General features: G+C 73.1%; 12 protein-coding genes. 5 read left to right on the top strand and 7 right to left on the bottom strand.

Features of this window, described 5'->3' with window-relative positions:
• The first annotated feature begins 315 nt into the window (after positions 1-315).
• On the top strand, positions 316-2,409 hold the full coding sequence (locus tag ACIRD3_RS23365) for a putative bifunctional diguanylate cyclase/phosphodiesterase (protein WP_402219815.1): 2,094 nt from the start codon (positions 316-318) through the stop codon (positions 2,407-2,409).
• A gap of 107 nt (positions 2,410-2,516) precedes the next feature.
• On the opposite strand, the gene ACIRD3_RS23360 is transcribed toward ACIRD3_RS23365, so the two are convergent.
• Positions 2,517-3,662, bottom strand: coding sequence for an LLM class flavin-dependent oxidoreductase (locus ACIRD3_RS23360; protein WP_402219813.1), 1,146 nt, complete (start codon positions 3,660-3,662; stop codon positions 2,517-2,519).
• 662 nt (positions 3,663-4,324) lie between these two features.
• Between ACIRD3_RS23360 and ACIRD3_RS23355 the strand changes: the two genes are divergently transcribed.
• Complete coding sequence (locus tag ACIRD3_RS23355; RefSeq protein WP_402219988.1) at positions 4,325-4,912, top strand: DedA family protein; 588 nt, start codon at positions 4,325-4,327, stop codon at positions 4,910-4,912.
• Between the two features lie 498 nt (positions 4,913-5,410).
• The gene (locus ACIRD3_RS23350; RefSeq protein WP_402219810.1) at positions 5,411-6,694 is read left to right on the top strand and encodes a hypothetical protein; all 1,284 of its coding nucleotides are present in this window, start codon (positions 5,411-5,413) and stop codon (positions 6,692-6,694) included.
• Between the two features lie 152 nt (positions 6,695-6,846).
• Here ACIRD3_RS23350 and ACIRD3_RS23345 read toward each other — a convergent pair whose 3' ends face one another.
• The 6 genes from ACIRD3_RS23345 to ACIRD3_RS23320 form a co-directional block, all read right to left on the bottom strand.
• Positions 6,847-7,752, bottom strand: a complete 906-nt coding sequence (locus ACIRD3_RS23345; RefSeq protein WP_402219807.1) for an alpha/beta fold hydrolase — start codon at positions 7,750-7,752, stop codon at positions 6,847-6,849.
• Positions 7,749-8,837, bottom strand: coding sequence for a branched-chain amino acid ABC transporter permease (locus ACIRD3_RS23340; RefSeq protein WP_402219804.1), 1,089 nt, complete (start codon positions 8,835-8,837; stop codon positions 7,749-7,751). Before ACIRD3_RS23340 ends, ACIRD3_RS23345 begins: the two co-directional genes overlap by 4 nt.
• Positions 8,838-9,082: 245 nt before the next feature.
• On the bottom strand, positions 9,083-9,949 hold the full coding sequence (locus ACIRD3_RS23335; protein WP_402219801.1) for a branched-chain amino acid ABC transporter permease: 867 nt from the start codon (positions 9,947-9,949) through the stop codon (positions 9,083-9,085).
• A complete protein-coding gene (locus tag ACIRD3_RS23330; protein ID WP_402219799.1) occupies positions 9,949-10,785 on the bottom strand; it encodes an ABC transporter ATP-binding protein in 837 nt (278 codons plus the stop codon). The genes ACIRD3_RS23335 and ACIRD3_RS23330 overlap by 1 nt, the downstream gene beginning before the upstream one ends.
• Before the next feature lie 74 nt (positions 10,786-10,859).
• On the bottom strand, positions 10,860-11,600 hold the full coding sequence (locus tag ACIRD3_RS23325; protein ID WP_402219796.1) for an ABC transporter ATP-binding protein: 741 nt from the start codon (positions 11,598-11,600) through the stop codon (positions 10,860-10,862).
• Positions 11,601-11,707: 107 nt separating this feature from the next.
• Positions 11,708-12,985 (bottom strand): substrate-binding domain-containing protein, encoded by a 1,278-nt coding sequence (locus ACIRD3_RS23320; protein ID WP_402219795.1) that lies wholly within the window; start codon positions 12,983-12,985, stop codon positions 11,708-11,710.
• A gap of 290 nt (positions 12,986-13,275) precedes the next feature.
• Here ACIRD3_RS23320 and ACIRD3_RS23315 point away from each other — a divergent pair, with 290 nt between their 5' ends.
• On the top strand, positions 13,276-14,037 hold the full coding sequence (locus tag ACIRD3_RS23315) for a CoA transferase subunit A (protein ID WP_402219792.1): 762 nt from the start codon (positions 13,276-13,278) through the stop codon (positions 14,035-14,037).
• 4 nt (positions 14,038-14,041) lie between these two features.
• A complete protein-coding gene (locus tag ACIRD3_RS23310) occupies positions 14,042-14,785 on the top strand; it encodes a 3-oxoacid CoA-transferase subunit B (RefSeq protein WP_402219789.1) in 744 nt (247 codons plus the stop codon).
• Positions 14,786-14,964 lie beyond the last annotated feature (179 nt).

The following is a 14,964-nucleotide window of genomic DNA, read 5'->3' as shown; positions in this document are numbered from 1 at the left end:
CAGGGGCGCGGCGTGGGCGCGCGCGCCCCTGGCGCACATCATGTGATGTGCACCGGGGGCGTCCGCACGTACCGCCATCCATGATCACAAAGCGGGCGAATCACCCTCGCGGCGGTCACCGCGCGTTGTCGTCGCGGCCTATGATCGGCCGAAGCGCCCTGTTCTTCACGCGGGTCCCCGCGCCCCGACGCCCCACGGTGGGCGTCCCGCAGCGGACCGACTCCGAGGACCGCGACAGAGTGCGGAGCCGGCTGCCGGGATCCCGACTGACCGGCCGGACCATCGTCAAGCGTCAGCAGCGGACGGGAGCATGCCGTGCCGGGCCAGAACGAGGGGGCCGACGCACACCACCCGGGCGTGCGGCACGAGGAATCACGACACCACCGCCACCTGGCCGCGCCGGTCTTCGAGCCGGCCGCCGGAGCGGTCTCCGGCATTCCGGGCACGGGCCCCGTCGCAGGCCCGGTCGCCGCTCTGGGTGCCTGCGGAACGCTGGAGGAGCCCGAGGTGCTGCTCTGCCCCACCTGCTCGGCCCCGCTCACCGACGGCACCCACCGGAGCGCCGACGACGGGTCCGGCCGACAGGACGGCGGGTCGGACCGGCCGGGCGGCGGGTCCGACCGGCTGCTGGCGGCGCTGCGGGCCAGCGAGTCCCGGTTCCGCGCCGCCTTCTGCGACGCGGTGATCGGCATGGCCCTGATCGACCCCGAGGACCGGATCATCGAGGTCAACCCGGCCTTCGCCAACCTGATCGGACGGACAGTCGGCGAACTCGTCCGCACCCATCTGCACGAGATCATCGACCCGGAGGGCATGCCGGACCGGCTGTTCCCCGAACTCGTCCACGGCGAGCGGGAACGGTTCCGCGTGGAGAAGCCGCTCAAGCACCGCGAGGGGCACGAGGTCTGGAGCAAGGTCACCGTCTCGCTGATCCGGGACGGCTCCGGCCGGCCGCTCTACACCCTCGCGCTGGTCGAGGACATCACCGAGCAGCGCCGGCTCGGCGACCGCCTGGAGTTCCAGGCCCTGCACGACCCGCTGACCCGGCTGCCCAACCGGACGTACTTCTTCGAACGCCTCGACGCCGCCTGCCTCGCGGTGACCGAGGACCCCGCTCCGGGCCCGTCCGGTGGCGAGGGCCGCCGGGTCGGCGTCTGCTACCTGGACCTCGACGGCTTCGCGGCGATCAACGAGGCCCTCGGCCACCACATCGGCGACCAGCTGCTGATCGCCGTCGCCGCCCGGCTGCGGCGCGGGTTCGAAGGGCACGACGCCCATCTGGTGGCCCGGATGGGCGGCGACGAGTTCGCCGTCCTGGTCACCGACAGCATGGGCAGCGAGCAGCTGACCGAGCTGGCCGCCCGGATCCTGGAAGTGCTGGAACGTCCCTTCGACGTCGCCGGACACCGGCTGGTGATCACCGCCAGCGTGGGCGTGGTCGAGCGCTCCGTGCACGAGACCACCCCGACCGACCTGGTCAAGGACGCCGACGCCACGCTCTACTGGTCCAAGGCCGACGGCCGCGCCCGCTGGACCCTCTACGACCCGGACCGGGGCGCCCACCAGCTCACCCGCCAACTGCTCGCCACCGCACTGCGACCGGCCCTGGAACGCGGCGAGTTCACCATCGAGTACCAGCCTCTGGTCGGTCTGGCCGACGGCGCCGTACACGGGGCCGAGGCCCTGGTCCGCTGGCGCCACCCCCGCTACGGGACGCTCTCCCCGGACCGCTTCATCCCCCTCGCCGAGGAGTCCGGCGCGATCGTGCCGCTCGGGAAGTGGGTGTTGGAGGAGTCCTGCCGCCAGGCCCGGCAGTGGCTCACCGAGTTCCCGGACACCGAGACCTTCGTCAGCGTCAACCTGGCCGCCCGTCAGATCTGGGACTCCGACGTCGTCGCCGACGTCGCCCGGGCCCTCGACGTCACCGGCCTGCCCGCCCGGCTGCTCCAGCTGGAGATCACCGAGAGCGCCCTGCTCGGCCCCGGCGGCCGCCCGCTGCAGGCCCTGCAGGCGCTCGCCGACATGGGCGTGCGGATCGCGATCGACGACTTCGGCACCGGCTACTCCAACCTGGCCTACCTCTCCCGGCTGCCGGTGCACGTGCTGAAGCTCGACGGCACCTTCATCGAGGGCTTCCGCGACCCGGCCCCCGCCGACCGCCCCGGCCTCCCCGAGCTCGGCTCCCGCCGCAGCGACGCCGACGAGCAGATCGTCGGCGCGATGGTGCAGCTGGCCCACACCCTCGGCCTGACCGTCACGGCGGAGGGCATCGAGAGCGCCGCCCAGGCCGAACGGCTGCGGCTGACCGGCTGCGACACCGCGCAGGGCTGGTACTTCGCCCGGCCAGGCGAGGCCGCGCTGGTCGCGGCCATACTGCGCGAGGGACGCCCCGCCCTGGACGGGCGGTAGCGGGCGGTAGCGGGCGGGGCCCGAGCGCCACCGATCGCGGTCGCCGCTCGGGGGCCCGCGCGGTGCGCGCCCGGGCGTCAGGGCTGGGCGCGGTGTGCGCCCGGACGTCAGGCCTCGGTCGTGAGCCCGTACGCCTCGGCGATCAGGCCGTAGGAGCGGAGGCGGGCTTCGTGGCCGTGGATGTGCGAGGTGACCATCAGCTCGTCCACCCCGGTCCGCTTGCGCAGGGCCTCCAGTCCGTCGGCGACCCGGCCCGGGTCGCCGAGCACGACGTTGTCGAGCCAACTGTCGACGAAGTCCGCCTCGGCCGGGCTGTACGGGTACTGCTCGGCCTCCTCCGGGGTGGGGATCGGGCCGGGGTTGCCGCGCCGCAGGCGGAGCATGCCGAGGGCGGCGGAGCGGGCGAGTCGCCGGGCCGAGGGTTCGTCGTCGGCGGCGACCGCGCTCACGCCGATCAACGCGTACGGTTCGTCGAGCACGGCGGAGGGGCGGAACGACGAGCGGTAGAGGTCCAGTGCCGGCAGGGTGTTGGCACTGCTGAAGTGGTGGGCGAAGGCGAACGGGAGGCCGAGGCGGCCCGCGAGCCGGGCGCTGAAGCCGGAGGACCCGAGCAGCCAGACCGGCGGACGGCCCTCGCCCTTGGGGACGGCGGTCAGCCGGTCGTAGGGGTGGCCGGCCGGGAAGTCCCCGTCGAGGAAGTGGGTCAGCTCGGCGAGTTGCTGCGGGAAGTCGTCCGCGCCGTCGGCGTGGCCGCGCCGCAGCGCACGGGCGGTCGCCGGGTCGGTCCCGGGGGCGCGGCCGAGCCCGAGGTCGATCCGGCCGGGGTGCAGGGCCTCCAGCAGGCCGAACTGCTCGGCGATGGCCAGCGGCGCGTGGTTGGGGAGCATCACGCCGCCCGAACCGAGCCGGAGCGTCGTGGTGTGGGCCCCGAGGTGGGCGATCAGGACGGCCGGGGTCGAGCTGGCCACCCCGGGCATGCCGTGGTGCTCGGCGACCCAGAACCGGTGGTATCCCCACTGCTCGGCCTTGCGCGCCAGCGCAGTGGTGGCCGCCAGGGCCTCGGCGGGCGTGTAGCCGACGCCGACGGTGGCCAGATCGAGGATCGAGAGCGGGGCTGGTGCCGTGCCACGGGCGGTGCCCCGGATCGCCGTGCCACGGGCGGTGCCCCGGATCGCCGCGTCGTCGGCGGTGCCCCGGATCGCCGAGTCGGCCGTCGGCCCGGGCCCGTGCTCCTGCTGGTCCTCGGTGGTCATGCCGTCCGCCCTCCTGGCTTTCCTTGTGTGGCTGTCCTTGAGTGGCTGCCCCTGAGCCGGTCTCCCTCTGGCGACCCCGGAGTACGGATGGCCCGGTGGTCACGGCTGCCGAGGGGGGTCAACCACGGCCGGGAGCTCGCTGTTCCCGCGCATCGCTTTCCGATCGGGCCCGGTCCGGCTGCGTTTCGGCCATTCCTCCCGGGCCGGCGACCGGCCGTCCGCCTGACGGAGAGCCAGCGGGTGAACACGGTTGGCGACTTCACGCCACCGCCGGAAGTCGCCAGCGCCGGGGGTCGCGGCGGGGGGCCGGCGTCCGGCAGGCTGGTGATCAGGAGCGGATCGCCCAACGGGATCCGCACTCCACCGGCAAGATCGTCGGGCTGGACCAGCTCCGGACGGTCACTGCGAGCCCTCGGCGCGGCACCCCGCCCCGGGGGCTCGTTCGGTTCCCGGCAGCCGGCCCGGCGGGGGCCCGGCTCGCGCGACGGCCCGCGGGGGCGGGCCCCGGTCCGGATCCACCGCCACCGGACGGCCGGAACCCGTGGTCGTGATCTGCGGCATACCGGGGTGCTTCATGGCATGAAAAGTCGAGGCGCTAGCGTTGACCCCTACAGCCACCTGCTCGCTCGGGCGGCGTGGAGGGAGTAAGAGCCTTGAACTTCGTGGCGGCGATCGGATCCTCGTGGATCTGCGCCCTGGCTCTCTTCGCCGTACTCGGAGACGCCCTCCTCCCCTTCATCCCCAGCGGGACGCTGGTCATCCTGGCCGTGCTCAAGACCGCGCAGATCAACGGCGCGCCGCTGCTGCTCGGCCTGGGCGTGGCGGTGGCCTCCTTCCTGGGCGACGTCCTACTGCTCCACCTGGCACGGCGCGGCGCACCGGTGCTGCACCGCCGGCTCGCCCGGCGTCCCAAACTGGCGGCCAGCGTGCTCCGGGTCCAGGAGGCCCTGGTCGAACGCCCGCACCGCACGGCCGCCGCGATGGTGGTGGTCGCCCGGTTCGTTCCGGCCGGCCGGACCGTCCTCGACGTGGCCATCGGCCACTCCCCCGCCCATCCGCACCGCTTCCTGCACTGGTCGGCGCTGGCGGCACTGGTCTGGGCCGCCTACATCGTGACCCTGGGCTGGCTCAACAGCCACTGGTTCAACACCGCCTGGCTGAGCCTCGTGGTCTCCTGCGCCGCGGCCACCGCGATCAGCACCGCGATCGCGCGGATCGTGCGCCGCAACCGGCGGCTCGCCGCGCTCTGACCGGCCGACCCCTCCCGGGTGCCCCGTCCGACCGGCCCACCATCGCCGCCGCCCCGCCGCAGTCCCGCCGTCCCCACCCTCGCCCGCGCCCGCGGCGGGCGCCTCGTCCGCCTTGGGGCGGACGGCCCCGGAACACCTCCGGGTCGGACGGCGCCAGATCGTCCCGTGTCGGACAGCCCATCAAGGGGCAAAAGTTTTCCCAAAAAGGCGATCAATCGGGCCGAACGCTGACGAACTCCCCCTTGGGGCCGCACGCACCGGCGTACCGTACTGCGCGGGCCGCCGGGGGGGTGCGGAGCGTCACAGGACGGCAACAGACACCGGATTCCTGCAGCCCGACCGACCGAACCCGACGTGTTCAGAGTCGTCGGAGGACGGCGACCTTGGTGGCCGTTGGGACGACATGACATGCTAACGGCGGAATATTCATCAATTGCCTGATTTGACCGGTTCGGCTGCGGACCGCCTCACCACCGGTAACGGCACCCAGGGGAGACCATGACCAGCATCTCGCGCAGGACGGTGCTCAGTGCGACCGCCGCGACCGCGGCCCTCGGCGCGGTCACGGCCTGCTCCAGCGGCGGATCCGGGTCGGGCAAGGGCTCCCCCGCTCCCGGCTCGGGAGACGGCGCGGGTGCCACCAAGGGCGGCAGCACCGGCGATCCGACCCAGGTTGTGGTGCCCAAGGGCACCCCGATCGGTGACGGCTCCACCGCGGACACCGGCCCCCAGCCGAACCAGCCCAAGCCCGAGAAGCTCAAGCCCGGCGAGCGGCCGCCGCAGTTCGTGGTGTTCTCCTGGGACGGTGCGGGAGGCACCGACGACGGCCAGTTCCCGCGTTTCCTGAAGCTCGCGGAGCAGTACAAGGCCACGATGACCTTCTTCCTCTCCGGGATCTACGCCCTGCCCAAGGGCAAGGCCGACCTCTACCACCCGCCGAAGCACTCGGTCGGCGCGTCCGACATCCCGTACCTGTCGGACGGCGCGGTCAAGAGCACGCTCAAGCTCATCAGCCAGGCCTGGCTGGCCGGACACGAGATAGGCACCCACTTCAACGGGCACTTCTGCTCCAGCCGTCCGGACAAGAACGGGGTCAACCTGTGGACCCCGGAGGACTGGCAGAGCGAGATCGACCAGGCCATCGGCTTCGTCACCCAGTGGCGGACCAACACCGGCTTCACCGACGTCGACCCGCTCCCCTTCGACTACAAGAAGGAACTCATCGGCGGCCGCACCCCGTGCCTGGAGGGCCAGAAGGCGCTGCTGCCGACCATCGCCAAGCTCGGCTGGAAGTACGACGCCAGTTCCTCGGGCGGCCTCCAGATCTGGCCGCAGAAGGTGCAGGACGGCAAGGTGTGGGACTTCCCGCTGCAGTCCATCCCGTTCCCCGGGCACACCTTCCAGGTCCTGTCGATGGACTACAACATCCTGGCCAACCAGTCCAACGGCAGCACCAAGGGCGATCCGGCGAAGTACAACGACTGGCGCACCCAGGCCGCGAACTCCTACCTGGCGGGCTTCGACCGCGCCTACAACGGCAACCGGGCACCGTTCTTCATCGGCAACCACTTCGAGCAGTGGAACGGCGGCATCTACATGGACGCCGTCGAGGAAGCGCTCAAGACCATCGCCGGCAAGCCGGAGGTCCGGCTGGTCTCCTTCAAGCAGCTGGTCGAGTGGCTGGAGGTGCAGGACCAGTCCACCCTGCGCAAGCTGCGCTCGCTCAACGTCGGCCAGGCGCCGGCGGGCGGCTGGGAGACCTTCCTCGGCACGGCCGGCTGACCGCCGGACGCGGCGGGCGCGGTGAGCCGGGCGCGGTGAACCGAGCGCTGTACGGCCGCGAGCGCTACGGCCGGAGCGGTACGGCCGGTGGGTGTTCGCGCCCCGCCGACCGCCGTTTTTCCGCGTCCGGGTCCGCGTCCGGACCCTGGCGGCTACCCCGCAGCGGGCGCGTCCGCCAGCAGGCTGCGGACGATGCGGTCGGCCCCGCGCTCGCCGAAGAGGATCGAGTAGTGGTTGGAGTCCGGCACCGGCGAGGTGGGCACCCGTTCCGGGTCCGGCCCGGCCAGCCCGAGCCGCTGGTGGTCGTAGAGGCCCTGCGGCTCGTCGAGCAGGCCGCGCTCCGCCCAGAGCAGTTCGGCCGGGCAGGGCAGGCGGTGCACGGCGGCGGCCGCCTCCTCGTCCAGGAGGACCTGGGCGCCGTCCGTCCGCACGGCCTCCAGCACGCAGGAGGACCGCAGTTCGGGCGCCGCGCCGACGAGGTCGCGCTGGGTGTAGGCGTCGGTCCCCTCGGACCACGCGCCGCCGAAGGCCGGGTGCCGGCGCCAGAACTCCCGGTAGGCGGCCCGGTCCGGGAAGGTCATGGACAGCCGGTCCAGCGCGGGGCCGAGCACGGCGGCCAGGGCGTCGTCCGCGCGGACGCCCTCGGGCAGCGGGAAGGTCACCGCACCGTCCACCAGCAGGACCCGGCGGACGAGTTCGGGGTGGCGGACGGCGGCGAGGGCGGTGACCCAGGCCCCCATCGAGTGGCCGACGACCACGGCGGGCCCCGCGTCCAGCGCGGTGATCAGCGCGGCGACGTCGTCGGCGTGCCGGGCCAGCCCGTACGGCCCGGCGACCGAGCGGCTGGCGCCGCGGCCCCGCAGGTCGGGCGCGAGCAGGGTGACCCGCCCGGCGAGCCGGCGGGCGACCTCGTACCAGGCGAGGCCGTTGGCGGTGATGCCGTGCACCGCCACGACCGTCGGCGCCCCCGGCTCCTCGGCGGGCCAGCGCAGGACGGCCAGGTCTCCGCCGGGCACGGGGACGGTCAACTCCTGGGGCTTCAGGGGCGACTGGCTCACGCGGGGGTACCTCCGGTGGGACGGGCGGTGCGGACTCCGGCCGACGGGCTGACCGCACGGGCTGATCGCGCGGCGCGGATGCGGGCAGGCAGTCTAGCCAGTCCGCCGGGCAGCAGGTAGACCACCGCGACGAACAACGCTCCCAGCAGGAAGAGGGGTTGGGAGAGCGGGACGCGCAGCACCGAGGGCAGGTCCGCGACGGCCGTCGAGTTGGCGAGGTCGCCGAGCCGGTGGCTCGCCCAGGTGTACAGGAAACCCCCGAGCAACGGCCCCCAGCGGGTGCCGGATCCCCCGAGGACGACCATGACCAGGAGCGCGAGCGTGGCGTCCGAGCCGGCGGCCTGCGGGGTGGCGCCGCCGGTCAGCAGCAGGTAGACCACCCCTCCCAGCCCGGCGAGCGCGCCGGCCAGCACGAAGGCGACCAACTTGTAGCCGTAGGGGCGCAGTCCGAGCACCTCGACCCGGCGCTCGTTCTCCTTGATGCCCTCCCAGACCAGGCCGATCGGCGAGTTGACGGCCCAGTGGACGGCAGCGACCGTCAGCACCAGATAGCCGACGGCGATCCAGTAGAGGGTGGCGGTGTTCTCGATCCCGAGCAGTCCGGAGGGCAGCAGGTCGGCCGGGGCGGAGCGGCCCTCCTCGCCGCCCGTGACGCCACCGGGGTTGCGCTGGACGAGGATCGAGCCGGCCTGGGCGAAGGCGAGGGTGACCATGGAGAACCCGATGCCGGTGACGCGCAGGCTCACCGAGCCGAGCAGCAGGGCCAGCAGCACGGTGCAGGCGACGCCGAACAACGCGGCTGCGGCGAAGGGCAGTCGCAGCTCCAGCATGCCGAGGTCGGTGGCGTAGAGGCCGGTCGCGAAGTAGAGCGCGTGGCCGAAGGAGAGCAGTCCGGTACGGCCGAGCAGGAGGTCGTAGCCGGTGGCGAGGGCCCCGTAGAGCAGGCACAGGGCGAGGAGTTGGAGACTTCCGGGGCTGCCGAGCGGGCCGTCGAGCAGTCCCGGGACGGGAAGCGCACTGTATGGGGCGACAAGGAGCGTGATCAGCAGAGCGATCGGCCACCAGCGTAGCGCTCTGTGTGCCACTGTCCAGCGATGAGTGATTGAATCACCTGTTCGAGGGATGTTGCCGGGCTCGCGCGTTTGTTCACCGCGGGTCCCGGCAAGGCTGCTGTCAGTCCCCCTCGCCACAGTGGCGGGGTCAGCGGAGCTGGTGTCAGTCCCCTCCGCTGGCAGGGGAGTCACGGCAGGGCTGGTGTCAGTCCCCCCTGCCGGGGCGGCGCTGCGGTCGACCGCGGGGCCACCGGTGCTCGTGATCGGCGTTTCGGCGCTCACGCGAGCCTCCCGGCGAGTCCACGGGGTCGGACCAGAAGCAGCACAGCGAGCAGGACGACGACCGAGAGGTCGCCGAGCCCGGCGCCGGTGTAGTAGTTGGCGAACTGCTGGACGAGGCCGACGCCCACCGAGGCGGCGGCGGCCCCGGTCACGGATCCCATGCCGCCCATCACCACGACGACGAAGGCGAAGACGAGCAGGCCGGTCCCCTGGCCGGGGTTGACCGAACCGAAGTAGAGGCCACCGAGGGCGCCGCCGAGAGCGGCGGCCGCCCCGCCGATGGCGAAGACGAGGGTGAAGGCCCTCCGGACGTCGATGCCGAGCGCCGTCACCATCGCCCGGTCCTCGACGCCGGCCCGGACGATCAGCCCGTAGCGGGTGCGGGCGAGGAACAACCGAAGAGTGATCAGCAGCAGGACGGCGGCGGCCATCAGCACGAAGCGGTTGACCGGGACGGTCGCACCGAGCACGTGCCAGGTGCCGGACAGCAGGGCCGGCTGGGGGAAGGGGCGGGCGTCCGCGCCCCAGATCCCCATAAGAAGGGCGGGCACGGCGAGCCCGACCCCGACGGTGGCGAGGATCTGGTCGCGTGGGCGGCTGTAGAGCGGCCGGATCAGCAGGAGTTCGAGCAGGACGGCGGCGGCCGTCCCGACCAAGGTGCCGGACGGCACCGCGAGCCAGAAGGGGAGGCCGAGTTCGGTGCCGGCCCACCAGGTGGCGTACGCGCCGATGGAGAGCAGGGCGCCGTGCGCGAAGTTGAGCACGTCCATCAGACCGAAGATCAGCGACAGACCGGAGGCGACCAGGAAGTACAGCGCACCGAGACCGAGGCCGGTACAGGAGAGGAGGACGACGGTGTCCATCAGGGCTTCACCTCCGCGGTGACGACAGGGACGGCCCGGGAGGCGGTCGGGGAGGCGGTCGGGGAAGCGGGCGGGGAGGCGGCCGACCGGGCAGCGCCGGCGAGCGGGTGGCGGGAGCCGACGCCGAGCAGGCGGCGGGCGGCCTCCTCGTCGGCCAGCAGCTCGGCGGTGTCCCCGCGGTGGGCGGTACGGCCGTCGGCCAGGACGGCGCAGGTGCCGGCCAGCCGGCGGACCAGGGCGAGGTTCTGCTCGACGAGGAGGACGGGCACGGCCTCGGCCGCGCGAGCCAGCACCTCGGCCACCTCGGAGACGACCTTCGGCGCCAGGCCCTTGGTGGGCTCGTCGGCGATGATCAACCGGTTGCGGTTGAGCAGCGTCCGGCCGATCGCCACCATCTGCTGCTGGCCGCCCGAGAGCGTCCCGGCCAACTGCCCGGCCCGCTGCCTCAGTTCGGGGAAGAGCTCGTGGACGAGCGGGTAGTCGGGCTCGTCGGCGGCCTCCCCGCTCCGGGCAGCGCGCTCGGCGAGGCGGAGGTTCTCGGCGACGGTCAGGCCGGCGAAGATCCCCCGGTCCTCGGGGGCGTAGCCGATGCCGTGGCGAACGACCAGATGCGTGGGAAGGGAGGAGAGTTCGGCCCCGTCGAGGCGGATGCTGCCGGTGCGCGGCACCAGGCCCATGACGGCCTTGACGGTGGTGGTCTTGCCCGCGCCGTTGCGGCCCAGCAGCGCGGTGACCCCGGAGGCGGCCACGTCGAGGTCGACACCGTGCAGGATGTGCAGCCCGTCGATCACCACCCATAGATCACGGACGGAGAGGAGGGGTTCGTCAGCAGGCAACGGCGGAGAGGGCCGGGGCGAGGACCGCAGCGAGGAGGTCTGCGGCGAAGAGGACGAGGAGGAGGAGGAGGAGGTCACAGCGCCTCACCGAGGTAAGCCTGTTGCACGGTCGGGTCGGCCATCACGGCCGCCGGGGTGTTCAGGGAGAGCAGGGTGCCGTGGTGCATCACCGCGAGCCGGTCGGCCAGGCCGAGCAGGACGTCCATGTGGTGCTCGACCATCAGAACGGTCCGGCCCAGGTCGCGGTGCACGGAGCGGATCAGCTCGGTGAGGGCGGGCACCTCCTCCGCGCTGACACCGGCCATCGGCTCGTCCAGCAGGATCAGCCGGGGAGCGGAGACCAGCAGGACGGCCAGCTCCAGCTTGCGCTTCTCCCCGTGCGAGAGCGCGCCGGCCGGGGTGTCCGCGCGGTGGGTGAGCTCGGTGCGGTACAGGGTCTCGGCGAGCTGCTCCTCGTAGCGGTCGGCGCGGCGCCAGAGCCGGTACGAGGCACGCGGACCGGCCGCTGCCTGGGCCGCCAGGCGGACGTGGCCGGCGACCGTCATGCCCGGCCAGAGGGAGGAGGTCTGGAAGGTGCGCCCGAGCCCCCGACGGGCCCTGGCGTGCACGGTCTCGGCGGTGACGTCGACACCGTCGAGGCGGAGGCTGCCGCGGGTCGCCGGGTGGATGCCGGAGATCAGGTTGAAGAGGGAGGTCTTGCCGGCGCCGTTCGGCCCGATGAAGGCGATGAACTCGCCTTCGTCGACGGCGAAGGAGACGTCCTCGACGATCGGCACCCCGCGGACGGACCAGCCGAGTCCGTCCACGCTGAGCACCGGGGAGCACGGACGCACGGAGGACGCGGACGACGCGGGCGACGCGGGCGACGCAGGCGACGCAGGCGACGCGGAGGAAACGGAGGCAGGACGGGCGGGCACCGCGATCAGCCCGCCATCGAGGTGACCGGGGGCGCCACCTCGGCCGCGGTCAGGGTCTTCTCCACCGAGGGCTTGGCGGCGGCCCCGGTGCCGGTCAGCCGGACCTGGAACATCGGCTGGAGGAGGGCGTGGTCCTCGGGGCGGACCGTGGTCTTCCCCTTCACCCCGTCGAAGCTCCAGCCCTCCAAGGCCTTGACCAGGGCCGAAGTGTCGTCGGCGGAACCGTGGTTGGCCTCGACGGCGTGCACGATCATCTGGGCGGCGGTGAAGCCGTCGGGGGTGAAGATGTCGGACTTCCCTCCGGCGGCGGTGACCGCCTCGTCCATGGCCTTCTCGACCGGGGTGCCCGCGGCACCGCCGAAGTAGTGGTCCAGGAAGGAGATCTTCTCGCCGGCCGGGCCGAACAGCGGGTAGGAGGCGGCCAGGTCGAGCCCGGTGACGACCTTGGTGCCGGTGAACACGTCCTGCTGGTTGAGCGCCGTCCACAGGGCCGAGGCGGTGTCGCCGGCCCAGGCGACGAACAGCAGGTCGGGCTTCGCGGTCTTGGCCTGAGTGGCGAAGGGCGTGAGGTCGGTGGCGCTCGGCGGGGCGAGCACCTGGTCGACCGTCGCCCCCTCGGCGCCGAGCACGGCCTTGACGGCGGCCACGTTGGCCTGCCCGAAGGCGTTGTCCTGAGCGAGCACGGTGACCTTCTTGCCCTTGGCGTCACCGACGAACGAGGCCGCGGTCCTGATGTCCTGGTAGGACTGGCGGCCGGAACGGAAGGTGTACGTGTTGAGACCGGTGACCTTGTCGGCGGCGGCCGGGCCGCTGATGAAGAGCACCTTGTTCTGGGCGGCGATCGGGCCGACCTGGAGGGCCACGCCCGAGGCGGTGGAGCCGGCCAGGACCTTGTAGCCCTTGCCGATCAGGTCCTTGGCGGCGGACACCGCCTTGGCCGGGTCGCCGGCGTCGTCCTGCTCCTCGAACTCGATCTTGTGTCCGTCGACCGCGCCGGTGCCCTTGGTCGCATAGCTCAGACCGGCCTTGAAACCGTCCAGGTACTGCTTGCCGTAGGCCGCCAGCGGTCCGGTCCTGGAGTACACCAGGCCGACCTTGACCGGCCCCTTGCCATCGCCGTCCGCCGCACTCGTCCCGGCGGTGCCGGCCTTGGCACAGCCTGCGGCGAGCAGGACGCAGGCCGTGAGGGCGACGAGCTTGGGGGCCGGGCCGCCGAGCCGGCCCGGACGCTCGCCGCGGCGGGCGCCGGAGGCGGTCCTGGTGGGGACTGTCGAGCTGCGCATGGTGACCGACTCCTGAGGTGCGGCGGGGGGGTGGATGCCGGAACCGTAGGTGTGCGGTGGGAAGGGCGACATGGGGCCGGGCGACGCATCGGCCCGGTGGGATGTGGATCCGGCCGACATACCGCCGCCACGGCACCGCCGTCCGGGCCGCCGGATGTGGTGCGCCGCCATGGGTCCGCTCCGACCCCTGGCGCTGACCGCCATGGCTGGGAGGGGCCGCGCCCGGTGACGGTGGAGGGGAGGGGAACCTCCTCCTCTCGACCCCGCCCACTCCCTCACGAGGTGATCCCTTGGACAAGGTCCTGGACTCCCCCGCCGACGCCGTCCGGGACATCCCCGACGGTGCGGTGCTGGCCGTCGGCGGCTTCGGCCTCTGCGGCATCCCGAGCACCCTGATCGGCGCCCTGGTGGACGGCGGCGCCACCGGGTTGCGCGTGGTCTCGAACAACTGCGGGGTGGACGACTGGGGGCTGGGCCTGCTCCTGCGGGCGGGCCGGATCGCCCGGATGACCTCCTCGTACGTCGGGGAGAACAAGGAGTTCGCCCGGCAGTACCTCTCCGGCGAGCTGGAGGTCGAGCTCACCCCGCAGGGCACGCTGGCGGAACGTCTGCGGGCGGGTGGGGCCGGCATCCCGGCGTTCTTCACCCCGGCCGGGGTCGGCACCCAGGTCGAGGAGGGCGGCCTGCCCTGGCGCTACGCGGCCGACGGTTCGGTGGAGACCGCCTCCCCGCCCAAGGAGGTCCGGGAGTTCGGCGGCCGGCGGTACCTCCTGGAGGAGGCGATCACGGCGGACTTCGCCCTGGTCCGGGCCGAGGTGGCCGACCGGCACGGCAACTGCGTGTTCCACGCGGCCGCCCGGAACTTCAACCCGCTCTGCGCGGCCGCCGGCCGGATCACCCTGGTCGAGGCGGACCGGATCGTCGAACCGGGCGAGCTCGCTCCGGACGCCGTGCACCTGCCCGGGGTGTACGTCGACCGGGTGGTGGCCGCCGACCCCGGGGACCGCCGCATCGAACGCCGGACCGTTCGCGCCGCACACCGGGAGGCCTGAGCCGATGCCCACCACCCCGAGCGGACCGGCAGCACCCGCCGCCGCCGTCGCCACAGCCGGTGCCGCTGCCACCGCCGCTGCCACCGGCAACGGCACCGCCACCGGCACCGCGCCCCTCGACCCGCGCAACGCCCTGGCGGCCCGCGCGGCACGGGAGTTGCGCGACGGACAGTACGTGAACCTGGGAATCGGGCTGCCCACCCTGATCCCCGACCACCTCCCGCCGGGTGTCGAGGTGGTGCTGCACTCGGAGAACGGCATCCTCGGGGTCGGCCCCTACCCGGAGGAGGGCGCCGAGCACGCCGATCTGATCAACGCCGGGAAGGAGACGGTGACGGTCACCCCCGGCGCCTCGTACTTCGACTCCGCCTTCTCCTTCGGCATGGTCAGGGCGGGCCGGATCGACGTCTCGGTGCTCGGCGCGATGCAGGTGTCGGCCTCCGGGGACCTCGCGAACTGGACGATCCCCGGCAAGGTGGTCAAGGGCATGGGCGGCGCCATGGACCTGGTGCACGGGGCCCGCCGGCTGATCGTCGTGATGGAGCACACCGCCCGGGACGGCTCGCCGAAGATCGTCGAGGAGCTCTCGCTCCCCGCGACCGGCCGGGGAGTCGTCGACCGCGTCGTGACCGATCTGGCCGTCATCGACGTGACCCCGGAGGGCCTCCGTGTGGTGGAGACGGCGCCGGGCGTGCACTTCGCCGAGGTCCGGGCCGCGACCGGCGCCACCCTGCTGCCACCGCCCTGACCGACCCGACGGCGGCCCGACGGCGGCCCGACGCAGACCCGACGCCGGGGCGACGCAGACCCGACACAGACCCGACGCAGACCTGCCCCCGTACGCCGAACCACGCCTTCCCGTCCACGAGTTGCCGCCGAATTCATCGCATTAGCATCAATGCCCGCCGGATTGGCCGGGAATCGTGG

It is taken from the genome of Kitasatospora sp. NPDC093550 (assembly GCF_044764985.1).
In the GTDB taxonomy this organism is placed as follows: domain Bacteria; phylum Actinomycetota; class Actinomycetes; order Streptomycetales; family Streptomycetaceae; genus Kitasatospora.
The sequence above is the reverse complement of the archived record's forward strand: the minus strand, read 5'-3'. Positions and strand labels throughout refer to the sequence as shown.

Coding starts and splice junctions, on each gene's coding strand:
- ACIRD3_RS23320 (WP_402219795.1), bottom strand. CDS start 12,985: ATGCGCAGCTCGACAGTCCCCACCAGGACCGCCTCCGGCGCCCGCCGC.
- ACIRD3_RS23360 (WP_402219813.1), bottom strand. CDS start 3,662: ATGACCACCGAGGACCAGCAGGAGCACGGGCCCGGGCCGACGGCCGAC.
- ACIRD3_RS23350 (WP_402219810.1), top strand. CDS start 5,411: ATGACCAGCATCTCGCGCAGGACGGTGCTCAGTGCGACCGCCGCGACC.
- ACIRD3_RS23310 (WP_402219789.1), top strand. CDS start 14,042: ATGCCCACCACCCCGAGCGGACCGGCAGCACCCGCCGCCGCCGTCGCC.
- ACIRD3_RS23335 (WP_402219801.1), bottom strand. CDS start 9,949: ATGGACACCGTCGTCCTCCTCTCCTGTACCGGCCTCGGTCTCGGTGCG.